Source organism: Nocardia amikacinitolerans, from assembly GCF_900215415.1.
Classification (GTDB): domain Bacteria; phylum Actinomycetota; class Actinomycetes; order Mycobacteriales; family Mycobacteriaceae; genus Nocardia; species Nocardia amikacinitolerans.
In genome coordinates this window covers 518754-541893 of the sequence record NZ_OBEG01000004.1, presented here as the reverse complement: position 1 = coordinate 541893, position 23140 = coordinate 518754, and the positions used below count along the sequence as shown (strand labels likewise).

At 67.8% G+C, this 23140-nt stretch carries 22 protein-coding genes; 12 read left to right on the top strand and 10 right to left on the bottom strand.

Going from position 1 to position 23140, the window contains the following annotated elements; genetic code table 11:
• Window positions 1-3 precede the first annotated feature (3 nt).
• Window positions 4-1797, bottom strand: a complete 1794-nt coding sequence (locus tag CRP45_RS20805) for an ABC transporter substrate-binding protein/permease (protein ID WP_097246442.1) — start codon at window positions 1795-1797, stop codon at window positions 4-6.
• 383 nt (window positions 1798-2180) lie between these two features.
• Between CRP45_RS20805 and CRP45_RS20800 the strand changes: the two genes are divergently transcribed.
• Window positions 2181-3437, top strand: a complete 1257-nt coding sequence (locus tag CRP45_RS20800; RefSeq protein WP_097246441.1) for a cytochrome P450 family protein — start codon at window positions 2181-2183, stop codon at window positions 3435-3437.
• 18 nt (window positions 3438-3455) lie between these two features.
• On the opposite strand, the gene CRP45_RS20795 is transcribed toward CRP45_RS20800, so the two are convergent.
• Window positions 3456-4250: an LLM class F420-dependent oxidoreductase gene (locus CRP45_RS20795; protein WP_097246440.1), complete on the bottom strand. Its 795-nt coding sequence runs from the start codon at window positions 4248-4250 to the stop codon at window positions 3456-3458.
• 217 nt (window positions 4251-4467) lie between these two features.
• Between CRP45_RS20795 and CRP45_RS20790 the strand changes: the two genes are divergently transcribed.
• Window positions 4468-5562 (top strand): ABC transporter ATP-binding protein, encoded by a 1095-nt coding sequence (locus tag CRP45_RS20790; RefSeq protein ID WP_097246439.1) that lies wholly within the window; start codon window positions 4468-4470, stop codon window positions 5560-5562.
• Between the two features lie 200 nt (window positions 5563-5762).
• Here the strand turns inward: CRP45_RS20790 and CRP45_RS20785 are convergent, their stop codons facing one another.
• Window positions 5763-6281 (bottom strand): winged helix-turn-helix transcriptional regulator, encoded by a 519-nt coding sequence (locus CRP45_RS20785; protein WP_179830942.1) that lies wholly within the window; start codon window positions 6279-6281, stop codon window positions 5763-5765.
• 98 nt (window positions 6282-6379) lie between these two features.
• Here CRP45_RS20785 and CRP45_RS20780 point away from each other — a divergent pair, with 98 nt between their 5' ends.
• The gene (locus CRP45_RS20780; RefSeq protein WP_097246437.1) at window positions 6380-7549 is read left to right on the top strand and encodes a thiolase family protein; all 1170 of its coding nucleotides are present in this window, start codon (window positions 6380-6382) and stop codon (window positions 7547-7549) included.
• 104 nt (window positions 7550-7653) lie between these two features.
• Here the strand turns inward: CRP45_RS20780 and CRP45_RS20775 are convergent, their stop codons facing one another.
• Entirely contained in the window at window positions 7654-7959 is a 306-nt protein-coding gene (locus CRP45_RS20775) for a hypothetical protein (protein ID WP_143861490.1), read from the bottom strand.
• A gap of 482 nt (window positions 7960-8441) precedes the next feature.
• Here CRP45_RS20775 and CRP45_RS20770 point away from each other — a divergent pair, with 482 nt between their 5' ends.
• On the top strand, window positions 8442-9413 hold the full coding sequence (locus CRP45_RS20770) for an o-succinylbenzoate synthase (RefSeq protein WP_097246435.1): 972 nt from the start codon (window positions 8442-8444) through the stop codon (window positions 9411-9413).
• 484 nt (window positions 9414-9897) lie between these two features.
• Here the strand turns inward: CRP45_RS20770 and CRP45_RS20765 are convergent, their stop codons facing one another.
• Window positions 9898-10410, bottom strand: a complete 513-nt coding sequence (locus CRP45_RS20765) for a TIGR04338 family metallohydrolase (protein WP_281256207.1) — start codon at window positions 10408-10410, stop codon at window positions 9898-9900.
• Window positions 10411-10721: 311 nt separating this feature from the next.
• Complete coding sequence (locus CRP45_RS20760; RefSeq protein ID WP_097246433.1) at window positions 10722-11564, bottom strand: DUF2786 domain-containing protein; 843 nt, start codon at window positions 11562-11564, stop codon at window positions 10722-10724.
• A 315-nt stretch (window positions 11565-11879) separates the two neighbouring features.
• Here CRP45_RS20760 and CRP45_RS20755 point away from each other — a divergent pair, with 315 nt between their 5' ends.
• The 8 genes from CRP45_RS20755 to CRP45_RS20720 all read left to right on the top strand — a co-directional run bounded on the left by CRP45_RS20755 (window position 11880) and on the right by CRP45_RS20720 (window position 19399).
• On the top strand, window positions 11880-13181 hold the full coding sequence (locus CRP45_RS20755; RefSeq protein WP_097246705.1) for an ABC transporter substrate-binding protein: 1302 nt from the start codon (window positions 11880-11882) through the stop codon (window positions 13179-13181).
• A 45-nt stretch (window positions 13182-13226) separates the two neighbouring features.
• Window positions 13227-14261, top strand: coding sequence for a carbohydrate ABC transporter permease (locus CRP45_RS20750; RefSeq protein WP_097246432.1), 1035 nt, complete (start codon window positions 13227-13229; stop codon window positions 14259-14261).
• A 44-nt stretch (window positions 14262-14305) separates the two neighbouring features.
• Complete coding sequence (locus tag CRP45_RS20745; RefSeq protein ID WP_097246703.1) at window positions 14306-15175, top strand: carbohydrate ABC transporter permease; 870 nt, start codon at window positions 14306-14308, stop codon at window positions 15173-15175.
• Between the two features lie 183 nt (window positions 15176-15358).
• Window positions 15359-17638, top strand: coding sequence for a transglycosylase domain-containing protein (locus CRP45_RS20740; RefSeq protein ID WP_097246431.1), 2280 nt, complete (start codon window positions 15359-15361; stop codon window positions 17636-17638).
• A 299-nt stretch (window positions 17639-17937) separates the two neighbouring features.
• Window positions 17938-18396 (top strand): GyrI-like domain-containing protein, encoded by a 459-nt coding sequence (locus CRP45_RS20735; protein WP_067786843.1) that lies wholly within the window; start codon window positions 17938-17940, stop codon window positions 18394-18396.
• 10 nt (window positions 18397-18406) lie between these two features.
• Complete coding sequence (locus CRP45_RS20730) at window positions 18407-18832, top strand: GyrI-like domain-containing protein (protein ID WP_067786841.1); 426 nt, start codon at window positions 18407-18409, stop codon at window positions 18830-18832.
• A gap of 43 nt (window positions 18833-18875) precedes the next feature.
• Window positions 18876-19133 (top strand): type II toxin-antitoxin system Phd/YefM family antitoxin, encoded by a 258-nt coding sequence (locus CRP45_RS20725; RefSeq protein ID WP_097246430.1) that lies wholly within the window; start codon window positions 18876-18878, stop codon window positions 19131-19133.
• Window positions 19130-19399 (top strand): type II toxin-antitoxin system RelE family toxin, encoded by a 270-nt coding sequence (locus tag CRP45_RS20720; RefSeq protein ID WP_097246429.1) that lies wholly within the window; start codon window positions 19130-19132, stop codon window positions 19397-19399. Before CRP45_RS20725 ends, CRP45_RS20720 begins: the two co-directional genes overlap by 4 nt.
• A gap of 71 nt (window positions 19400-19470) precedes the next feature.
• On the opposite strand, the gene CRP45_RS20715 is transcribed toward CRP45_RS20720, so the two are convergent.
• The 4 genes from CRP45_RS20715 to CRP45_RS33935 form a co-directional block, all read right to left on the bottom strand.
• Window positions 19471-20571 carry an inositol-3-phosphate synthase gene (locus CRP45_RS20715; RefSeq protein WP_067786839.1) on the bottom strand — a complete coding sequence of 367 codons (1101 nt, stop codon included), beginning with the start codon at window positions 20569-20571 and terminating at the stop codon, window positions 19471-19473.
• A complete protein-coding gene (locus CRP45_RS20710) occupies window positions 20564-21121 on the bottom strand; it encodes a PadR family transcriptional regulator (RefSeq protein ID WP_067786837.1) in 558 nt (185 codons plus the stop codon). Before CRP45_RS20710 ends, CRP45_RS20715 begins: the two co-directional genes overlap by 8 nt.
• 114 nt (window positions 21122-21235) lie before the next feature.
• Complete coding sequence (locus CRP45_RS20705) at window positions 21236-22009, bottom strand: DUF1707 SHOCT-like domain-containing protein (RefSeq protein ID WP_097246428.1); 774 nt, start codon at window positions 22007-22009, stop codon at window positions 21236-21238.
• 16 nt (window positions 22010-22025) lie between these two features.
• Window positions 22026-23102, bottom strand: coding sequence for a DUF1707 SHOCT-like domain-containing protein (locus CRP45_RS33935; protein ID WP_179830941.1), 1077 nt, complete (start codon window positions 23100-23102; stop codon window positions 22026-22028).
• Window positions 23103-23140: the final 38 nt, after the last annotated feature.

Genomic DNA, 23140 nt, shown 5'->3' with positions numbered 1-23140 from the left:
GGTTCAGCGCCCTTCGGTGATGGTGGCCTGCTCGAGCTCGTCGATCGGCTGGTCCGGCCGTCCGGTGCGCATCCGGTGGTCGATGTAGTTGACCAGGTGCGTGAGGGGGATGGTCAGCACCAGGTACATCAGGCCCGCGGCGACGAGCGGCGAGAGATTTCCGGTCTGCGCGTTGAGATCTCGGCCCACCGCGAACAGTTCACGCTGGCTGGCCAGCAGGCCGAGGAAGTAGATCAGCGAGGAATCCTTGATGAGCGCGATGAATTGGTTCATCAGCGCGGGCAGCACCCGGCGCACGCCCTGCGGGATCACCACCAGCGTCATCGCCTGCCGGTACCCGAAACCGATCGCGCGCGCCGCCTCCAGCTGCCCGGCTTCCACGGATTGGATTCCGGAACGGAAGATTTCGCCGATATAGGCCGAGGCGAGCAGCGCCAGCGCGACCGCGCCGAGCCAGTACGGATTGTTGCCGGTGATGTTGCGCGCCACCGGCCCGATGCCGAGACCGATGAGCAGGATGATCACCACGGCGGGCAGGCCGCGGAAGATATCGGTGTAAACCCGTGCGGGCCAACGCAACCAGCGCGTGCGGGAGATTCCGCCGACGGCGAGCAGCATGCCGATCACAGTGCCGAGCGCGCCCGAAACAAGCGCCAGGATCAGGGTATTCGGCAGACCGGTCTTGATCAGGTCGGGAAAAGCCTTGCGGTACAGCGACCAATCGAAGAACGTCTCCCGCAGCTGCTGCAGGGTCGACTTCGGCGCGTTCTGCTCCTGGCTCTCTTCTGTCCGGTTCTCGGCGGCGAGCGCGGCGAAGTCGGGCAGCTGCGGCGTCGGCGCGGCCTTGGAACCCGGCTTCCAACCCGGCGGCAGCTGCCTCGGCACCCAGTCGCCGTAGAGGCGGGCGTAGGTGCCGTCGGCGATCACCGCGTCGAGGCCGCTGTTGAGCGCGTCGGTCAGCGGTTTGTTGTTCTTGTTCACCGCCCAAGCCGCGAAATTGTCCAGGCTGAAAGCGTTCTGGACCACCGAGGTGCCGTCGCCCGGCTTGATCGCGCCTTCGGCCTGCGCCGAGGGCGCGACCCAGGCGTCGACCTGACCGGTCTTCAGATTGGCGTAGGCGGTGTTGTAGTCCGGGAACTTCACCGGGTCAAGGCGCAGGGTGTTGACCACGTAGTCGTCCTGCACCGTGCCCTGCACGACGGCGATCCGGGTGCCCGGCCCCAGATCCGCGAAGCCTTTGATCGGACTGCCGTTGGCCACCACGAGGGCGAAGTAGCCGAAGTCGTACCCGTTGGTGAAGCCGACCAGCTCACGGCGCGCGTCGGTGGTGGTGATGTTGGACGAGCCGACGTCGAAACGCCCGCCCGCCACTTGCGCGAGCAGTCCGGAGAACTCGGTGCCCGAGAACTGCACTTGCAGACCGAGTTTCGCGGCCACCGCGCGCAGCAGCTCGTTGTCGAATCCGGTGAAGGTGCCAGCCGAGTTCACGCAGATGCTCGGCGGCGCGTCCGAGAGGGTGCCGACGCTGAGCGTGCCCGGCGTGATCAGCCCGAGCTTGGTCACATCGATGGATTCCAGCGGGACCGTGTTCGCGGTGGTGTAGCGGTCCGGTCCCGCGGTGGCGGGTGAAGCGAGGTTCGTCGGCGCCGCGGACGCCGCGCTCAGTCCCGGCGGCGCGCACAGGTCTCTGGTGTCTGCGGAATCGTCGCCCGAACCACAGCCCGCCGCGGTGCAGCCGACGGCGAGCAGGAGCAAGAGGATCAGGGCACGACGCCGCGCGGCGGACAGACCAGCCATGTTCCCGACCCTAGCGGGGGAATGCCGCAAACCCACAGCTACGCGCGGCCGACGCGACGAGGGTCACTCCGAGCCGAGCGGCGCGGTTGTGCGAGAATCCCTCGGGAATTTGCCCCGGGTACGCGGACATTTCGTCGATGCACTTGGCCCCGTGGCTTGTTCAAGGTTCACACCGATCGAAACTGCTCGACGTTCCACCGATGCAGCAGGCGGCCGACTTCGCCTCGGCACCACCACGATCGGACAGCGAGCGATCACTGCTGTCACCGCTTCTCGAGACTGCGTCGGGACTGAATCAGAACCGTTCGACCTCGAAAGGACACAGGGCTAGTGACCTACCTGGATTCACGTTCGGCCTCCGCGTCGAGGACCGGGGGCGCTGCGTGACGGCCGCCAACGAGATCATCGAGCTGACCGACGACGACTTCTACCAGGATCCGCACGCCGTCTACCGGAGGTTGCGCGAACGCGGTCCCATCCATCGCGTCCGCTTGGACGGAGTGCTGAGCTGGCTGGTCGTCGATCAGGACGTGGCCAAACAGGCCTTCGTCGAGCCGAATATCAGCAAGCGGGTGACCTCGCCCGAAGGCCAGGCGGCCATCGCCAAGAACGGCGGAGCCGAGAAGTTCGCGGGCGCCGTCAACGAGAACATGCTCTTCGCCGATCCGCCGCAGCACACCCGGCTGCGCAGCCTGGTGGCCAAGGCGTTCGCCAGCCGCGCGGTGCGTGACCTCGGCCCCCGCATCACCGCGATCGCCGACTCGCTGCTCGACGAGTTGAGCGCCAAGGAGTCCGCCGACCTCCTCGACGACTACGCGTTCCCGTTGCCGATCATGGTGATCTGCGAGCTGCTCGGCGTCGCGGACGACGACAAGGACGACTTCCGCGCGTGGACGGAGATCGTGGTGAACGAGTCGGCCAGCGTCGAGGAACGCACCAGCGCCGGTATCAGCTTCTTCACCTACCTCACCGAACTGATCGCCGTGCGCACCGCCGACCCGCGCGAAGACCTGCTCTCGGCGCTGATCGTCGCCAAGGACGACGGCGATCGGCTCGATCAACAAGAGCTCATCTCGATGCTGTTCCTGCTGCTTGCCGCCGGACACGAGACCACCGTCAACCTGATCGGCAACGCGGTGCTCGAGCTGCTGCGCGATCCGGACAGCGCCGAGCGGCTGCGCGCGGACCCCACCGGCGTCCCCGCCTACGTCGAGGAGATCCTGCGCTGCCAGGGTCCGGTGCACCTGGCGACGGCCAGGTTCACCACCGCGCCGATCACGTTGGGCGGTCAGTACATCGACGCGGGCGAGTTCGTCATGATCTCCCTCGCGGCGGCCAACCGCGACCCGCAGCGGTACCCGGATCCGGACGGCGTCCAGCCCGCCCGCACCGACAACCGGCACATCGCCTTCGGCCACGGCATCCACTACTGCGTCGGCGCCGCGCTGGCCAGGATGGAGGCCACCATCGCGCTCACCCGGCTGCTCGACCGGATCCCCGCGATGTCGCTCGACGGCGATATAGATGGGCTCAGCTGGCGCAAGAGCCTGCTGATCCGCGGCCTCGCCGCACTGCCGGTCCGCCTGTCGCCGCCCGTCGAGGGGGCAGCGGCAGGCGAGCTTCAGTACTCGGCGAACTGATCGCGGTGGAACCCGGACTCAGGCCAGTCCGCTGACCTGTTCCGGGTTCACCTCGTCGCGCCAGCGGATGGCCTGCTCGAGCTCGCCGAGGTCGTAGCCGGGGCCGCTCACACCGACGGTGAACAACCCGACCCCGGCCTCGACGAACTTCGGCGCGAGCTCCGCGCCGGGCCACGGCACCGAGCGCTCGATGCGGGACGCGTCGGCACCGACGGCGGCGGCGTGCTGCGCGAGCACCTCGTTCTTGTGCCGGAGCCCCTCCAGGTCGGCGAAGCTGTGCCAGATGTCGGCGTACTCGGCGACCAAGCGCAACGTCTTCCGCTCGCCACCGCCGCCGATCAGAATCGGGATCTCCCGGACGGGCTGCGGGTTCAGCTTCTTCAGCCGCGCGGTGAGCCGGGCCATGCTCTCCTTCAGCAGATCCAAACGGCTTCCCGCCGTGCCGAATTCGTAGCCGTACTCGTCGTAGTCGTGCTGGAACCAGCCTGCGCCGATGCCGAGAATCAGCCTGCCGTCGCTGATGTGATCGACGGTCCGCGCCATATCCGCCAGCAGGTCCGGATTCCGGTACCCGCCGCCGGTGACCAGCGCGCCGATCTCCACCCGCTCGGTCTGCTCCGCGAACGCCGCCAGCATCGTCCAGCACTCGAAGTGCGCGCCGACCGGATCGCCGGTGAGCGGATAGAAATGATCCCAGTTGAACACGACGTCCACACCGGCGTCCTCGGCCCGCAGCACGGCGTCGCGAATCAACCCGTACTTGGGCGCGTGCTGCGGCTGCAGCTGAACTCCGATCCGAACCGCTCGACTCATCTCAGGCCCTCCTCGTCGCTCGCTGATCTCCGCGATCGAGGCTACCGGCGTCCGGAGAATCCGGCGTGGTTGAAACCGCGACCCGGCCGGCGGACTCAGCTGCGGTGTGATCGAGCGACCGATACCATCGTCCGGACCGTCCGCGCGCCGCGTGTGACGGTGACCCCTCTACTCGGATCGTCCGGCACGTTCCTGCCGGGAAGGGATGTGATCTGCCGTGGCTACGGTGACCTTCGAGCGGGCTACCCGCCTCTACCCCGGCGCGACCAAACCCGCCGTCGACGAGCTGAATCTGGAGATCGCCGATGGCGAGTTCCTTGTGCTGGTCGGTCCGTCCGGCTGCGGGAAGTCGACGTCGCTGCGGATGCTCGCCGGTCTGGAGGAGGTGAACGGCGGGCGCATTCTGATCGGCGCGAACGACGTCACCCACGCGGAGCCGAAGGAGCGGGACATCGCGATGGTGTTCCAGAACTACGCGCTCTACCCGCACATGACCGTCGCCGAGAACATGGGCTTCGCGCTCAAGCTCGCGAAGGTCGCCAAGGCGGAGAAGGACCAGCGTGTGCTGGAGGCGGCCAAGCTGCTCGACCTCGAGCCGTACCTGGATCGCAAGCCGAAGGCGCTGTCCGGTGGTCAGCGGCAGCGCGTGGCGATGGGCCGGGCGATCGTGCGCCAGCCGCAGGTGTTCCTGATGGACGAGCCGCTGTCGAACCTGGACGCCAAGCTGCGCGTGCAGACCCGCACCCAGATCGCGCAGTTGCAGCGGCGGCTCGGCACCACGACGGTGTACGTCACCCACGACCAGGTCGAGGCGATGACCATGGGCGATCGCGTCGCGGTGCTCAAGGACGGCCTGCTCCAGCAGTGCGCGACCCCGCGCGACTTGTACCGCGATCCGGCCAACGCGTTCGTCGCCGGTTTCATGGGCTCGCCCGCCATGAACATGTTCACGCTGCCGGTGTCCGACGGCGCGGTGGCGCTTGGCGGGCACGCGCTGCCGGTGCCGCGTTCGGTGTCCGACGCCGCCGAGGGCAAGGTCGTGGTCGGCATCCGTCCCGAACACTTCGAGCTCGGCAACGGACTCGGCAAAGAAGGCATCGAGATGGAAGTGGACGTGGTGGAAGAGCTCGGCTCCGACGCCTACATCTACGGCCGCACAATCTCCGAGGGCCAGATCAACGGTGCGGGGGAAACCATTGTGGCGCGGGCGGATTGGCGCAACCCGCCCGCCAAGGGCACCCGTCTGAAGCTGTCGACGTCGGCGGAGCACACGTACTTCTTCTCCGCGGCGGACGGGCGTCGTCTGAACTGAATGTCGTAGCAACCGCCGGTTCTCTTCCCTCGGTAGGGAAATGGCGGTTGTGCCGGGTCGACGGGCGTCGAACGGTGGCTCCAACAGCCGCTATTCGACGCCTGTCGACTGTTCCCGGGCCTTGGCATCCTGACCGCGCGCAGTCGAGTCCTCGACTTCGTGCGCCTCCGTCGGCTTCGCCGCGACCTCGGCGGAACATCTCACTCGGCGGCGCGCTCCCGCCGTTCGCGGAGGTAGTCCTCGTTTACTCGGATTCCGAGTTCCTCCAGTTCGACTTCCTTGCCTGTCGCGCTGCGCACCTCGACGCGGACCGGTGCGCCCGTCGCCTCCTCCACCAGCAGCAATGGGGCCGGACCCGGTTGTAAGTGGGCGTCGCCCCATTGCATCAGCGCCAAGATGGCGGGCAGCAGGTCGCGGCCCATGGGTGTGAGCACGTATTCGTGGCGGGTGCGTTTGCCTTCTTCCTGGTACGGCTGCTTCGCGAGGACACCGGCCGCGGTGAGTTTGCGCAGTTGAGCGGCGGCGGCCGCGTCGGTGATGCCGACCCGGGCGGCGAAACCGTCGAAGCGGCGGGTGCCGTAATAGGCCTCCCGCAGGATGAGGACGGCCGAGCGCGTGCCGATGAGGTCCATCGCCTTCGCGATCGAGCAGTCGTCGGCCCGCCACGAGCTGAGATCGGCCAAGGGTCCTTCCATCACGGCTGCCATGACGCACATCATAGCGACAACTGACTTGAGTCAGCTATATCCAGGCGTTAGCCTGACTATAAGATGATGGAGCCAGGGCGGAAACGCCCCGGTCACAGGAAGGATCCACCATGAGAGACGCGGTGATCGTCGAAGCGGTGCGCACGCCGATCGGCAAGGGGAAACCGAACGGAGCGCTGCACGACGTGCACGCGGTGGACCTGCTCGCGCACAGCCTGCGCGCGGTGGTCGAACGCAGCGGCATCGATCCCGCGCTGATCGATGACGTGATCGGCGGCGTGGTCACGCAGGTCGGCGAGCAGGGCGCGAATGTGACGCGACGGGCGGCGCTGGCCGCGGGCTACCCCGAATCGGTGCCCGCGACTACGGTGGACCGGCAGTGCGGCAGCAGCCAGCAGGCCATCCACTTCGCAGCGCAAGGCGTCATCGCGGGCGCGTACGACATCGTGGTCGCCGCGGGCGTCGAATCGATGGGCCGAACCCCGATGGGCGCCAACCTCGTCGGCTCCGAGGACGTCTCGGGCGTCGCGTTCGCCGAACGCTATCCGGAAGGACTTGTACCGCAAGGCATCAGCGCGGAACTCATCGCCGCGAAGTGGGGACTCACCCGCACACAGCTCGACGAGTTCGCGCTGACCAGCCACGAAAAGGCCGCGCGCGCAACGAAGAACGGCCTGTTCGCCGCCGAACTCGCGCCGATCAACGGACTGGAATCCGACGAGGGCATCCGCGTCGGCAGCACCCTCGACACCCTCGCCGGGCTGCGACCCGCCTACTACGACCCCGCCATGGCCGAGCGCTTCCCGCAGATCGGCTGGCAGATCACCGCCGCGAGCGCCAGCCAGGTCAGCGACGGCAGCGCCGCGGTGCTGATCATGACCAGCGAACGCGCCGCACAGCTCGGTCTGCGCCCGCTGGCCCGGCTGCACAGCTTCGCCGTCGCGGGCGACGACCCGCTCATGATGCTCACCGCGGTCATCCCGGCGACCCGAAAGGTGTTGCAGCGGGCTGGCCTTCAGCTCTCCGATATCGATCTTGTCGAGATCAACGAGGCGTTCTCTCCGGTCGTGCTCGCGTGGGCGCAGGACACCGGGGCGGATATGTCGAAGGTGAACGTCAACGGTGGGGCGATCGCGATCGGTCATCCGTTGGGGGCCTCCGGGGCGCGGCTGATGACGACCCTGGTGCACGCCATGCAGGACCGCGGGGCGCGGTACGGGTTGCAGACGATGTGTGAGGCGGGTGGGCTCGCGAACGCCACTATTCTCGAGCGGTTGTGAGCGAGTGGGCGCCCGGTTCCGCCGGGCGCCCATCAACGTCCATCGAATCAGGCGCATGGCGCTCGTGGTTCGCGGCGACACCTTCCAGTCGACTGGCCAGGGGCCTAGCCGAGCACGAGTGCGACGAGGCACCCTAGTAGCCAAGACTCGATTACCAACGGGACCGCCACCAGTGGCGTCCATCCGATTGGCCTGCGGCTACGCAACTTCGAGAAGGACATCACCGCGGCCGCCACACCCGCCGCGGCGATGCCCGCCCAGGCGATCGCATAGGGGATCGGTAGATACCGCTGTTCATCGTCTACGAGGAAGTCGTACAGCGGGACGAGAAGTGCTGCTGTCCAGCCGACTCCGAGGGCGATCAGGGTTGCGAGGGTGGCGCGCACCAAGTCTCCCAGTTGCCTCACCACCGCCGCGCTCATAGATCCAGAGTGCCCGCATAAGTGCTGGAACAATCGCGGCACCGAAGACCATTGATTGCCATGCCGATCGGCCTGCCGCGCCGATCCGCTGGCCGCGCCGATCCGCTGGCCGCACTGGTGCCACGTCCAGTTTGGGCGGCGCGGTAACCGACCAAAGGTCACCTCCATCCCGCCAGACCGACTGGACGCGACCTTCATTCACCCGAGCTGCGTGCCCTGGTGGGCCGGCTGAGGGTGACCTTTGGTGCGGTGGGGCCGACCGAGGGTGACATTTGGTCGGCGTTGCTTGGCCAACCTTTGTGGACGGGGCACTCGGCACCGATGTGCCTGCCATGCCAGCCCGCTCGCCGCACGTACCACCCCGCACCGATGGGTGCGCTGCACCAGCCCGCGAGCCGTATCAACCCCGCGGCGCCGATCCGCTTGCCGGTCGATACCCGCGACGCCGACGCATCGTAGGCTGACGAGCGATGACTGCCGACATCTCTCCCGAGCCCGTCGTCTACGCGATTCCGCTGCGCACGCGGTTTCGCGGGATCACCGTGCGGGAGGGGATGTTGATTCCCGGGCCGCTGGGCTGGGGTGAGTTCTGCCCGTTTCCCGAGTACGACGATCGGGAGGCGGCGGGCTGGCTGGCCACGGCATTGGAGCAGGTGACGACCGGATGGCCGGAACCGGTGCGGGAGCGGATTCCGATCAATTGCACGGTGCCCGCGGTCGATCCGGAGCGGGCGCATCGGATCGTCAGCACCTCTGGCTGCCGGACCGCGAAGGTGAAGGTCGCCGACCATCCGGATTCGCTCGCCGAGGACCTGGCGCGGGTCGAGGCGGTCCGCGACGCGCTCGGTCCGGACGGCGGGATTCGGGTGGATGCCAACGCGGTGTGGGACGTGGACACCGCGATCGCACACATCACGCAAATCGACCGCGCCGCAAGCGGTTTGGAATACGTCGAGCAACCGTGCCGCACCATCGAGGAACTCGCCGCGGTGCGCAGGAAGGTCGACGTGCGCATCGCAGCCGACGAATCCATCCGGCGCGCAGAGGATCCGCTGCGCGTCGCCGTGGCGGGCGCGGCCGACGTCGCGGTGCTGAAATGCACACCGCTGGGCGGCGTTCGGCGCGCGCTCGAGGTGGCGGCGGCTGCCGGGCTGCCCTGCGTGGTCTCCTCCGCGCTGGAGACCAGCGTCGGCCTCGGCGCGCAGCTTGCGCTGGCCGGTGCGCTGCCCGAACTCGACTTCGCCTGCGGACTCGGCACGATTTCCCTCTTCGAGGGCGATGTGGTCACCGAATCCTTGCGTCCGGTGGACGGTTTCCTTCCCGTCCCACGCACGCCATCAACGCCGGACCCCGACCTCTTGGCTCGCTACCGCCACCCCGACCCCGACCGCGTCGCCTGGTGGAACGCCCGCTACGAGCGCGTCCGCGCCTTGCTGGCCTGAAGGGGAACCGGCGTTACCGGACGTTCCGGAGCGCGCGCAGAGCGCATCCCCGCAACCGCGTGCTCTACCTCGCCCGCCACGTGGCACCGCGCTACGAGCGCGTCCGCGCTTTGCTCCCTGGTCGAAACCGACCTCTCTGCCAGCACCGCGCCTGCCCGAGCCCGCACCGCACCGTGCTCGACGCGCGGACCGCACCTTGCTGGAAAGCCCCACCGCGCCCTGCTCGAACTGCTCCCCTGCCGGCGCACTTCCCGAAGCCCGCACTGCGCCTGCTCGAAGCCTGCGCATGGCCGTCGGAGGTACGCCCACAGTGCGCTGCCGGGCGAAGTCTCGTCCGAGCCCTTGCACGAACATCACGCTGCACTTCCGTTGAACAGCCATTTCTCTATCGACCGTAGTCAAATGGATCTGGCGGTAGTCAAAGGGTGGTCCCGCCGCCACCGAAAGCAACCATTTCTCTCCCGTCGATTGCGGGACCGCCCGTTCAGCCGAGGCGGACGCCGCAGCCGAGCAACGCGCCGCGCAGCACGAGAGCCGCTTCCGGGCCGATGATGCCGTCCACCAATTCGAGGTAGCGGGTGCAGAACTCGGGGCCGTGAGGGGCGGCCTTCTCGGCAGCGGGTTCCAGATGGTGGGCCAGTTCGTGCAGTACGACCAGTTCGCGCAGAGCCCACGCGGTGCCGCCGGTGTGCAGCGGCACCGCGAGGACCGCGTCGGCCGCTTCGTAGTGAGCGGCGGTCGCTCCGGCACGCGACCGCACCCGAACCGGCACCTCGGCTCGATCCCATTGGGCCCGAACCCAATTGAGGGCGAGCACCTTCTCAGCATAGGTCTGGACCGACTCGACCGAAGCGAAACGGCGTTCGATGGGCAACGTGATCTGCGAGCCGTAGAGTTCGACGGTGCGGTTGCCGTGCTCGTCGGCCCGATCGAACATCCCGCGCACCAACTGCTCGGCGTCGTACACCTTGGCGCGCTGCACATCTCGCACACTCACCGTCGCAACATCCTTCGACTCCCAGTCGTCCGACAACCTCTCCACCCGCACCATGCATCCCGCGCGGGACCGAAATCGTTGCCGCCATCGGCATTCCAGTGCTCGCCCACCACCATCCGACGAATCACCCAGCCCACTCGAAGTCGACTGCCCACGCGCGCCGCCCAAATGGGAGAAAGTGCCCAGATCTGCCACTCGCCAGGCCCACGGCTTCCCCACTCACGCCGGAGGTCGATCGATTGGCTCTACCCAATTGGATGACTTGCCCAGCCGCTCCGATCGACCCGACCGCCGCCCGCACCACCCACAGCTCACCCGGCACCGGAGGTCAACTGCCCACGCGCACCGCCCAATTCGGGCGAAGTACCCAACCGCGCCGCTTGCCCAGCCCGATCACCCGCGCGCCGGGCGGCCGCCGAATGTCCGGCCGAGGCTTGCGGGCCGCGCCAGGTGCCGCGGGCTTCCGAGGTACGGCTGTAGAAGTCGGTCAGTTCCAGTTCCTTGTCGCGCAGTGCGAGCGCGGTTCCGGCGGCGGCCGTCTCGGGCGCCACCGCTTCGGCTTCCACTTCCGACTTCACCTCGGCCAGGCGGCGGCCGATGCGCGCGGCAAAGGCCATCTGGAAGTTCAGCCGGGCTGTCACCGGCGCCGCAGGGGCTTGCACGCGACGCTGTACCGTGCGGCCCCAGCGCTTTTCGCTGACGATCTTCTCGACGGTCGCCGAACGGTACTGCCCCGTCTTTATGTAGTGGTCGGAAGCGCGCACCATTTGGACGAGCAGGCTGGCGTAGAGCGCCTCGCAGGTGTCGATGTCGGTGTCGAAGCCGTAGGCGTAGACCTGGGTCGAGGTGCGGGCAACATCGCAGCGCACGTCGTTGGCGTGCGCGATCGCGACGAAAAGCTGCACGTAGGTGCGCAGCCCTTTCTTGCCCGGCTCGCCGATCGGGATCACCCGCTGCACCGGCGTCGGCCTGCACTCGCGCCCGGCGATGTGCGCCCGCGCCACCGCGAGATCGATCGAGGAGCGGGTGGCCAGCCGCTGCGCCGCCGCGAGGAACGCCTCGGCCTCGTGCTCGTTGTCGGTGGCCTCGGCCTTGCGCAGCAGACCGCCGATGCGTGTGAGCATCCGATCGGGAACCGCGTTCGGCGAAGTCATCGGCAGCCAGAGTAGCCGCGGGTCCCGACACCGTCCGCTCGCCGTCCATCCGTCGTGCGGGTCGGCCACCGAGCGGACGCGGCCGCGCTCGAGCCGCGGGGCCGTCTCCGCACCGCGAGCGCGGGCCGGCCAGCTTGTCCGAACCGCGCAACCGGACACGACGGCCACGCACCGCCTCGCAGCGCTGCCCCGACATCCTCCGCGACCTGGCCTTCTGGACCGCTCTTCGGGCGTGGCGGGTGAACACCATGTATCTTCCGTTGTGCAACCGGCAGGGTGTGCTGCTGCTCACGTCGTACCCATGGAGTGTTCGCGATGGCTTTGAAGAAGGTGTCGTCCCTACGTTCGTCGCTCGTGCCACGGGCCGCGCTGGCGGTCGCCTCGGCCGCGCTGCTGACGGCTACCTTCACCAGCGCCTGCACCAGCGACAACGGCGGCAGCCCGACCAGCCAGAACCTGACCGGGCGCGGCCCGATCACCTATGTCGAGGGCAAGGACACCACCGAGACCGGTGTGGTCAAGCAGCTCATCGAGCGCTGGAACGCCTCGCACCCCGACGAGCAGGTGACGTTCAAGGAGCAGTCGAACGACGCCTCGCAGCAGTACGACGACCTGGTCGAGCACATGCGCTCCAAGCAGTCCAACTACGACGTGGTCGCCCTCGACGTGCCGTGGACCGCCGAGTTCGCCGCCAAGGGCTGGATCCAGCCGCTGAAGGATTCCTTCGCCATCGACACCTCGACGCTGCTCTCCCCGCCGGTCGCCAGCGCCACCTACAACAACACGCTCTACGCCGCGCCGCGCAACACCAACGGCGGGCTGCTGTTCTACCGCAAGGACCTGGTCCCGAACCCGCCGAAGACGTGGGGCGAGATGCTCGGCCAGTGCCAGATCGCGCGCGACAACAACATCGGCTGCTACGCGGGCCAGTTCGCGCCCTACGAGGGCCTGACGGTGAACACCTCCGAGGTGATCAACGGTTTCGGCGGCACCTTCGTCGGCGCCGACGGCAAGACGCCGACGGTGGACAGCCCGCAGGCCCGCGCCGGTCTGAACACCCTGGTCAACGCCTACAACAACGGCGACATCCCGAAAGAGGCCATCACCTTCAAGGAGCCGGAATCGGCCAACGCCTTCACCCAGGGCAAGCTGATGTTCCTGCGCGCGTGGCCGTCCACCTTCGGTGACGCGGGCGCCGAATCCTCGCTGGTGAAGGACAAGTTCGCGGTCGCGCCGCTGCCCGGCGAGAACGGTGTCGGCGCCTCCACGCTCGGCGGCTACAACGCGGCCATCAGCGCGTTCTCCAAGAACAAGGCCACCGCGCTCGACTTCCTTCGCTTCCTGATCAGCGAGGACGCCCAGCACATCATCGCCTCGGGCGCCCTGCCCTCGGTGCGCGCCTCGATGTACGACGACCCGGCGCTGATCGCCAAGATGCCGTACCTGCCCGCGCTGAAGGAATCGATCGCCAGCGCGGTGCCGCGGCCGGTAACCCCGTTCTACCCGGCGGTGTCCAAGGCGATCCAGGACAACGCCTATGCTGCCCTGACCGGAAACAAGTCCGTCGACGACGCGATCGTGGGGATGCAGAAGGGCATCGAGACCGCGGGATCGTAATCGATTGCGCAGCGGACCCGACCAACCCGTAGGAGAGAGATAACGGTGTCGGATCCTTCGGGAGCGGCCACACGCGTGCCGAGCGACGAATTCCTTCCGCGCAAACGCGGTTTCGGCGCGAGCCTGGCCTGGGAGCTGCGCCGTTCCGGCAAAGCCTGGGTGTTCGTCTCGCCCGTGCTGATCGCGCTGGCGGTGGTCATCGGCTATCCGGTGTTCCGCGCGCTGTACATGTCCTTCCAGAAGGACTCCGGGCTCGACCCGAGCACGGGCATGTTCGTGGAAGGCGGCAACGCCGGGTTCTCGAACTACACGCACTGGCTGCTCCAGCAGTGCAGCCTGCCGACCGGTGAGACCATCGCCTGTCCCACGGGCAATCTGGGTTCGCAGTTCTGGATGGCCATCGGTGTCACGCTGTTCTTCACCGTGATCACGGTGGCGCTGGAGGCCGCCATCGGCCTCGCCATGGCGATCGTCATGGGCAAGAGCTTCAAGGGCAGGGCGCTGCTGCGCGCGGCGGTGCTGATCCCGTGGGCCATCCCGACCGCGGTCACGGCGCGGTTGTGGGAGTTCATGTTCCAGTACGACGGCGTGGTGAACCGGGTGCTCGGCACGCACATCCTGTGGACCTCGGACCCGTGGGCCGCGCGGTTCGCGGTGATCGCCGCCGACGTCTGGAAGACGACGCCGTTCATGGCGCTGCTGCTGCTCGCCGGTCTGCAAGTGATCCCGAACGACGTGTACGAGGCGGCCAAGGTCGACGGCGCCTCGGCCTGGCAGCGGTTCACCCAGATCACCCTGCCGCTGCTGAAACCCGCACTGCTGGTTGCGATTCTGTTCCGCACCATGGACGCGCTGCGCATGTACGACCTGCCCGCCATCATGACGCTGGGCAACCCGTCGACCCGCACGGTCTCGATCCTGGTCGTCGACCAGGTGCGGCAGGGACCGAACAGCGCGGCCGCCCTGTCCACCATCACCTTCCTGCTGATCTTCGCGGTGGCCTTCGTGCTGGTGAAGATCCTCGGCGCCAACGCCGTCCGCACCCAGGAGGCCCAGCGCGAGGGGAAGGTGCGCGCATGACGACGAGTGACCAGGTGCGCACGCGCGAGACAGGAGACGCGCCGATGGCGACCGAACCGACCACCGTTCAGCGCGCGCCGTGGGCCAAGCGGCTCGGGTCCGCGCGCATCTACCTCGGCGTGCTCGTCGTGCTGGTGTGGGGGCTCGGCCCGTTCTACTGGATGGCCGTCACCGCGTTCCGCGATCCGGTCTACCAGTTCGACAACACGCCGTGGCCGACGCACGTCACGCTGGAGAACTTCCGCAACGCGTTCGACACCAGCCGCGGCAACGACTTCGGCAAGGCGCTGATCAACAGCGTGATCATCGGCGCGTGCACCACGGCGATCGCGCTGGTGATCGGCATCTTCGCCGCGTACGCGCTGGCCAGGCTGACCTTCCGCGGCAAGTACGTGGTGGCCGGGCTGATCCTGAGCGCCTCGATGTTCCCGGTGGTCGTGCTGGTGACGCCGCTGTTCCAGCTGTTCACCAACCTGGGCTGGATCGGCGAATACCAGGCGATGATCATCCCGAACATCTCGTTCGTGCTGCCGATGACCGTCTACATCCTCGCCTCGTTCTTCACCGAACTGCCGTGGGAGTTGGAGGAGGCGGCCCGCATCGACGGCGCGAGCAAGATGCAGGCGTTCCGCCTCGTCATGCTGCCGCTTGCCGCGCCCGCCGTGTTCACCACCGCCATCCTGGCTTTCATCGCCGCGGTGAACGAGTACCTGCTCGCCAGGCTGCTCTCCAGCGACCAGACCGAGCCGGTGACCGTCGCGATCGCCCGTTTCTCCGGCAACAACCCGCTCGTGCAGCCCTACGCCGCGATCATGGCGGCGGGCACGATCGTCACGATTCCGCTGGTGATCATGGTGCTGCTGTTCCAGCGCCGCATCATCTCCGGCCTGACCGCGGGCGGCGTCAAGAGCTGAGTCTTCGGCGCCGGGGGTTCGCGGCCTGCGGTTGGCCTGTGGAATTCGGGTTACTTTGTCTAAGAAGCGGACTGCTGTGGATAGTCCTGGGCATCAACCGATCTCCGCGGGGTAAAGTCCGGTCATAGTTCGTTCGGCGATCGTTGTCAGGGCAGGTGGGTTCGACCGACGCTCCGGGAGGAGATGATCGTGAGCTCGTTCGGCAAGCGACGCGGCAAGCGCGGTGCCGGGGGCAAGCCATCGCGGGCGGCACACGCCTCCATCGCGGGTTTCCGGGAGCGGCGTAGACCACCGCAGCCACGTGAGCGGAAAGCGCTGGCGCCCAAACGATCCCGGCCGACCGCCGAAACTCCGCCCACGAATCCCGAACGGCCGCCGCGCAGCCGCGCCGAACGTCTCCGTCGGCTCGCGCTCGCCCTGTTCATCCTGTTCGTCGCGGTGCCCTCGCTGCTGTTCGTGCTGGTGTACTGGAGCGCCGAGATTCCCGATCCGGCCGCGGTACAGACCAATCAGATCGCCACCATCCTGGCTGCGGACGGCAGCACGGTGATCGCCAAAGTTGTTCCGCCGGACGGTAATCGGAGTCCGGTGCCGCTGTCCGAAGTACCCGAACCGGTACGCGACGCGGTACTCGCCGCGGAGGATCGCGATTTCTACACCAATCCCGGCTATTCGACGTCCGGCTTCCTGCGCGCGGTCCGGGACAATTTGTTGGGCAAGGACGACGCGGGCGGCGGCTCGACCATCACCCAGCAGTACGTGAAGAATGCCTTCCTCGGCTCGGAACGCACCCTGACCCGCAAGATGCGCGAGCTGATCATCGCGGCCAAGATGGCGCGGCAGTGGAGCAAGGACGACATCCTCGCCGCCTACCTCAACACCATCTACTACGGACGCGGTTCCTATGGCATCGCCGCGGCGTCCAGGGCGTACTTCGGCAAGCAGCCCGCGCAGCTGACGCTCGCCGAGGGCGCGGTGCTCGCCGCCGTCATCCGGACGCCGTCGATCCTCGATCCGGAGACGCACCTGCCGGAACTGAAGGCGCGCTGGCAGTACGTGCTCGACGGCATGGTCGAGATGGGTGTGCTCGCGCCTGGCCACCGGGACGCCACCGTCTTCCCGACGATCCTGCCGATCACCGACATCCCCGACGCCAACGCCGCCCGCGGTCCGGAGGGCCTGATCCGCACCCAGGTGCTTCGCGAACTGCGCGCGTCCGGCATCAGCGAGCGCGAGCTGAAGACCGGCGCGCTGCGGATCACCACCACCATCGACGCCAAGGCGCAGCAGGCCGCGCTCACCGCCGTGCACGACCGGCTCGGCCCCCAGCCGCCGCACCTGCGCGCGGCAGTGGTCTCGATCGATCCGCGGTCCGGCGCGGTGCGCGCCTACTACGGCGGCGAGGACGGCATCGGCTACGACTTCGCGCAGGCGCCGCTGCAGACGGGCTCGGCGTTCAAGGTGTTCGCCGTCATCGCCGCGCAACAGCAGAGCATCCCGCTGACCCGCGTGCTGGACAGCTCACCGGTGACCGACCGCGGCACCAGGATCACCAACGTGGACGGCGAATCCTGCGGCAAGTGCAGCATGGCCGAATCGTTGAAGCGCTCGCTGAACACCAGCTTCTACCGGCTGACCATGTCGATGATGGGCGGGCCGCAGGCGATCGCCGACGCGGCTCACCAGGCGGGCATCCCGGAGGAGATCCCCGGCGTGGCGGGCAAGACGCTCACCGAGGACGGCGGCCCTCCGCTCAACGGCATCGTGCTCGGGCAATACCTCGTGCGCCCGATCGACATGGCCTCGGCCTACGCGACCATCGCGGCCTCGGGCATGTACCACCAGCCCTACTTCGTGCAGCGCGTGGAGACCGGCGACGGGCGGGTGCTGCTCGATCGCGGCGCGCCCGAGCAGCAGGTCGGCGAGCAGCTGCCGCCCGGGGAGCAGCGAATCAAGCCGACCATCGCGGAGAACACCATCGCCGCGATGATGCCGATCGCCGCCTATTCGAACGGGCACGCGCTGGCGGGCAACCGGCCGTCGGCCGCGAAGACCGGCACGACCCAGTTGGGCCAGTCCGATCAGAACAAGGACGCCTGGATGATCGGATTCACGCCCTCGCTGTCCACCGCGGTCTGGATCGGCAGTGAGCAGTCGCAGCCGATTCACACCGCGCGCGGCGCGGACATCTACGGTTCGGGCCTGCCCGCCGACATCTGGAAGCAGATGATGGACGAGGCGCTGGCGGGCACCCCGATCGAGCAGTTCCCGACCGCACCGGTGGGCGGCCCTTCGGGTGGGAATCAGCAGCAGCGCTCGGGCAATCCCTACGACATCCTGAACCCGAATCCTCCTCAGCCGCAACAACAACCGCAGGAGCCGTCGATCGTCGTTCCGCCCGCGCCACCGGAACCGCGGCAGGTCGAGATCTTCCCCGGACTCAGCGTTCCGGTGCCCGGCTGATCTGCCTCCGGTGAGGTAACTGTGACCGAACCCATCTCGAGTCGATCTTGTGACCTACCGTGCCTCCGGGGAACGCATGACATGGCAGCATCGTTTTGCCAGAGTGAGAGCGCGACCGAGCGGCGCCGAGGTGAGCATGGGGCGACGCCCGCCCCACGGCGACGATGCGGAAGGATAGGCGCTCGAGCAACGACGGCAGCGGCGCGAGCGACCGGCCGAAAGGCGGTAGCCTGCGGACCAACTACAGGGGCCCGGAAGCGCCGCCAATTGAAAACAGACTAGACATAGGGGCTACGCCGGTGGATTTCAATGTCGTTGACCGTCCCGAGACGCTGGTGGCGGGCACAGTACTTCGCAGCCCGGCGCTCGCGGTCGAGGGGCCACGCCGCGCGAAGGTGGAGGAAGCGTGGAAACGCATCCTCTCGCGCCGCCTACCGGGACCCCCGACCACCGCCTATGTCGACCACGCGCCGGAGATCAACTCGTATCTGACCCACATCGTCGGCTACCGCTGCCGCAGCCTCGACGACCTGCTGCCCGGCGATGTGCTGGCCAGGGTGCCCGCAGGTCGCTTCGCCCGTTTCATCGCCAGCGGCGACGATCTCGGCGATACGATCGTCAGCATTTGGCGGGCGGTGTGGGATGCCGAGGCGGCGGGCCGTCTGGTGCGTTCCTATTCCGGCGATTGGGAGCACTATCCCGACGACCGCACCGCCGAGGTCTTCGTGGCGCTGGCCGACGAACCGAGCGACGGGTAGGGACAGAGCAGTGGATTTCGAGATCGTCACCCTGGACGAAGGTCTGGTCGCCGGACTGACCATCCCGCTGGCCGGCCGCGAGGTGGCCGCCCGCGACCTGGACCTGGTGAATTTCACCTGGGACCGCTACCTGGCCAGGGAGAAGAACGTGCCGCGCGTCGCGGCCTACATCGGCCAGAACGACCACGCCGTCGCCGTCCTCGGCTACGAGGTCGCTTCGCTGGACGACCTGGATCAAGGCGACGTCGTGACCCGCATCCCGCACGGCCGCTACGCGAAGTTCGTCGTCTCCGACAAGCCCTACGATCTGCTGCGCACCGCGTGGGCGCAGGTCGCCAAGGCCGAGAGCGCCGGCATCATCACCCGCTCCCACACCGCCGAGATCGAGCGCTACACCGGCCCGACCTCCGTCGAGGTCTACGTCTCCCTGGACTGAGAACGCCGAGTGGAGTGTACACGGCGACGTGTACACTCCACTCATGTCCGAGATCAGCATTCGTGAGCTACGAGCCAACTTGGCCGCCCATATCCGGGCGGCCGAATCCGGCGAGCAGGTGATCATCCTGCGCGACGGAGCACCGGCCGCAGCGCTCGTTCCGCTGTCGATGGTGGAGACGTTCGATGCCGCCGAGGACGAACTCCTTGCGCGAGAGGCCCGAGACAGGCTCGCGGCGAACGAGCCGACGGTGACCATGGCCGAGGTCTTGGCCGACCTGTTCACGGAAGACCCGGAGTGAAGTACCGCTTCCGCTTCCTGGAGTCCGCCCGTCGCGAGCTGCGCGCGATCGAGCGACAGGACGCGATGCGCATTCTCACCGCGCTGACGGTGCTCGGCAACGACCCGTACGCGCCCGGACTCGATGTGAAGAAGTTGTCCGGACACGACGATCTCTACCGGCTCCGGGTCGGCCGGTACCGGGTCGCCTACACCGTGGACAACAACGTGCTGGTGATCCTTGTCGTCAAGGTCGGCTGGCGCAAAGACATCTACCGCGGGCTATAGCCACCAGGAACACGAAAAGCCGGTCGGAGAGCGATTCTCCGACCGGCTTCCCTCATCGATGGGCGGAAGGACTACTCCGCGCCGATGATGAACGCTTCGAGCTGGGCGCGGGCGACGTCGTCCGCGAGCTGCTGCGGCGGGGACTTCATCAGGTAGGCCGAGGCCGGGATGACGGGGCCGCCGATGCCGCGGTCCTTGGCGATCTTGGCCGCGCGCACCGCGTCGATGATGATGCCCGCGGAGTTGGGCGAGTCCCACACCTCGAGCTTGTACTCCAGGTTCAGCGGCACGTCGCCGAAGGCGCGACCCTCGAGGCGCACGTAGGCCCACTTGCGGTCGTCGAGCCAGCCGACGTGGTCGGACGGGCCGATGTGCACGTCGTTGGCGCCGAGCTCCTTCTTCAGGTTGCTGGTGACGGCCTGGGTCTTGGAGATCTTCTTCGACTCCAGGCGCTCGCGCTCGAGCATGTTCTTGAAGTCCATGTTGCCGCCGACGTTGAGCTGCATCGTGCGGTCGAGCTGCACGCCGCGGTCCTCGAACAGCTTGGCCATCACGCGGTGGGTGATGGTCGCGCCGACCTGGCTCTTGATGTCGTCACCGACGATCGGGACGCCCGCGTCCACGAACTTCTGCGCCCACACCGGGTCGGAGGCGATGAACACCGGAAGCGCGTTGACGAAGGCGACGCCCGCGTCGAGGGCGCACTGGGCGTAGAACTTGTCCGCCTCTTCCGAGCCCACCGGCAGGTAGGACACCAGAACGTCGACCTTCGCGTCCTTCAGTGCCTGCACCACGTCGACCGGCTCGGCCTCGGAGAGCTCGATGGTCTGCGCGTAGTACTTGCCGATGCCGTCGAGCGTCGGCCCGCGCTGCACGACAACGTCGGACGGGGGTACGTCGGAGATCTTGATGGTGTTGTTCTCGCTGGCGAAGATCGCCTCGGCGAGGTCGAAACCGACTTTCTTGGCGTCCACGTCGAACGCGGCGACGAACTTGACGTCGCGGACGTGGTACGGACCGAACTTGACGTGCATCAGACCGGGCACGGTCGAGGTCTCGTCCGCGTCCTTGTAGTACTGCACGCCTTGGACCAAGGAGGAAGCGCAGTTGCCCACGCCCACGATGGCCACGCGAACTTCGGTGGCGTTCTCAGCCGTCTTGATGTCACTCATGGCCGATGGTTCCCTCTTTCTGTGGTGCCGCCTTCGTTGATTGCTCCGCCGCAATCAACTCGTTGAGCCAGCGCACTTCGCGCTCGCTTGATTCCAGACCGAGTTGGTGGAGCTGGCGGGTGTAGCGATCCAGCGACCCGCTGGCCCGTTTGATCGCCTCCCGCAATCCCTCTCGGCGCTCCTCGACCTGCCGGCGCCTGCCCTCCAGGATCCGCATCCGCGCTTCCGCGGGGGTGCGGCTGAAGAACGCCAGGTGGACGCCGAAGCCGTCGTCGGTGTAGTTCTGCGGTCCGGTGTCGGCGAGGAGCTCGGTGAAGCGCTCCCGCCCCGCCGGCGTCAGCTGATAGACCCGCCGCGCCCGGCGCATGGTGACGCCTGCGACGTTCTCCTCCGCGATCAGCCCGTCCGCCTGCATGCGCCGCAGCGTCGGATAGAGCGACCCGTAGGAGAAGGCGCGAAACGGCCCGAGCAGACCCGTCAGCCGCTTGCGCAGCTCGTAACCGTGCATGGGCGCTTCGAGGAGCAGCCCGAGAATTGCCAGCTCGAGCATCGGGCGTCACCCCCTGACTGTTGTGCAGACCTAACCGATGGATGCGACTTCCGAGTATATCGCGCCGATATAACCGGGCACAGCGATGGGCGATATATGGAGTGAGTGCGCAGGTCAGCGACCGGGCGGGCGGACTTCCAGCGGCTCGCCGTCGAACAGCACGGTCATGAACCCGCTCTCGTCGACCTCGTTGCGGACGAAGATCTGCAGGCGCGGTTGCGCGTTCTTCGCGGCTTCGCGCTCGATGCTCACGTGCGAGATCGGACTGCCCGGCAGCAGCAACGACTGCGGTGCGCCCGCGAGCAGCCGGAAGACGACCGGCAAGTCGATCGTGGCGAGATCGACGGTCGGGGTGTCGAGCTTGCGCGCCTGCGAACTGCTCGACGGGTCGAAATCACCGTCGAAGTGGAAGTACTGCGACCGGTTGTTCACGTTGCGGTAGAAGATCGCGTACCGCGGATACACGGTGAGATCGTCGACGACCGTGTCGCCGAACTCGGCGCGGTACCGATCGATGAAGTAGGCCAGGCCGGGACCGGTCGTCAGGTCCGGCAGCGGGTCGGCGGCGACGCGATCGACACCCCCGCGCCCGACGCATCCGGCGAGCGCGCCGAACAACGCGGCCGCGAGCAGAATCGCCGCGGGTAGCCACCATCCCCGGACGCGCCCGCCGCGTACGACGGGCGCGTCGACCAGATCGCCGGGAATTTGCAGATCGGCGATCAGCTTGTCCAGTTCCCCGAACGACTTCGCCCGCATGGCCGCCTGTGTGCGGGCGGTGTGCTCGCTTGCGGTGAGCTGTCCGTCGGCGAGTGCGGCATCGAGCAGTCCGCACACGTCGGCGCGATCGGTGTCGCGCGCCCGCAGCCGGGCCGTGTTCGACGCCATCACCGCACGCCCCGGTTCATCGGACCTCCCAGACCTTCAGCACCTCGCCCGTGGGCGTGAGCTGGACGCGGCCGTACTGGCCGCGCTCGTTGTGCACGCGAATCTCGACCAGCGGCCTGCCCTGCGCGGTGCCGGAATCGTCGACGGAGAAGTCGATCGAGTCGACGACGCCGTCGGGCACTTTCGTCAGCGCGGGCGCGTTTGCGAGCGCCTTGCCGATCGCCTCGACGTCGAGGATTGCCAGGTCCACCGTGCGGGTGTCGGCCCTTCGCGTCGTGATGATGTCGTTCGGCCGCTGGAATCCGCCCCAGTAGTTCCAGTCGGCGGACCACTGCGGGCCCTCCGGGGCGATTCGCCGTACCGAGGCGAAATTCCGGTGCAGCGCGAGCTCGTCGACGATGGTGTCACCGAACTTCTCGCGATACCGGTCGCGGAACAGCGTCATGCCCGCCACCGTGTTGAGCTCGGGCGTCGGCAGCACCAAGGGCTGCACCGGGTTCGGATCGATCGTCTGCCGAGACGTCGCCGCCACCCGCGCGTCGTCGCTGCCCGCCAGGAAGTAGCCCGCCCACACGCCGAGCACCGCGGTGACGCCGACGGCGGCGCGGAACAAGAGCCGACGACGGGAGCGCGGCGGAGTCGGCGACGGCTCGGCGGCGCGCTGCAAGTCCGAGACCAATTCCGCCAGCTCGCCGAGTGTTTTCGCCGCCGAGGCGAGTTCGGTCGCCGCCTCGTGTTCCTCGGCGGTGAGCTGGCCGTCGCCGAGCGCGTCGTCCAGGACTCGAACGGTGTTGGCGCGATCGACATTTCGCGCCCGTGTGTGACCGGCGTAACCCGCACGGGATCGGCCACGCCGCAACGGTTTCCGCGTCGCACCGCGCGGTGTCAGATCGCGGGCGGCCGCTGGAACCTGGAGATCGGCCGTCAACCTGGCCAGCTCACCGAGGGTTTTCGCCTTGGCGGCCTTAGCGGTCCGCTCGCGATACTCCTCGCCCCCGAGTTGCCCCTCCGCGTATGCGGCGTCCAATACCCCGCACGCATGGACACGATCGATGTCTCGCGCTCGCATGCGCCCGTCATTCCCGGTGGACACCACCGAATCGTAGACGGCCCCGACCCCCGCCGCGCCCC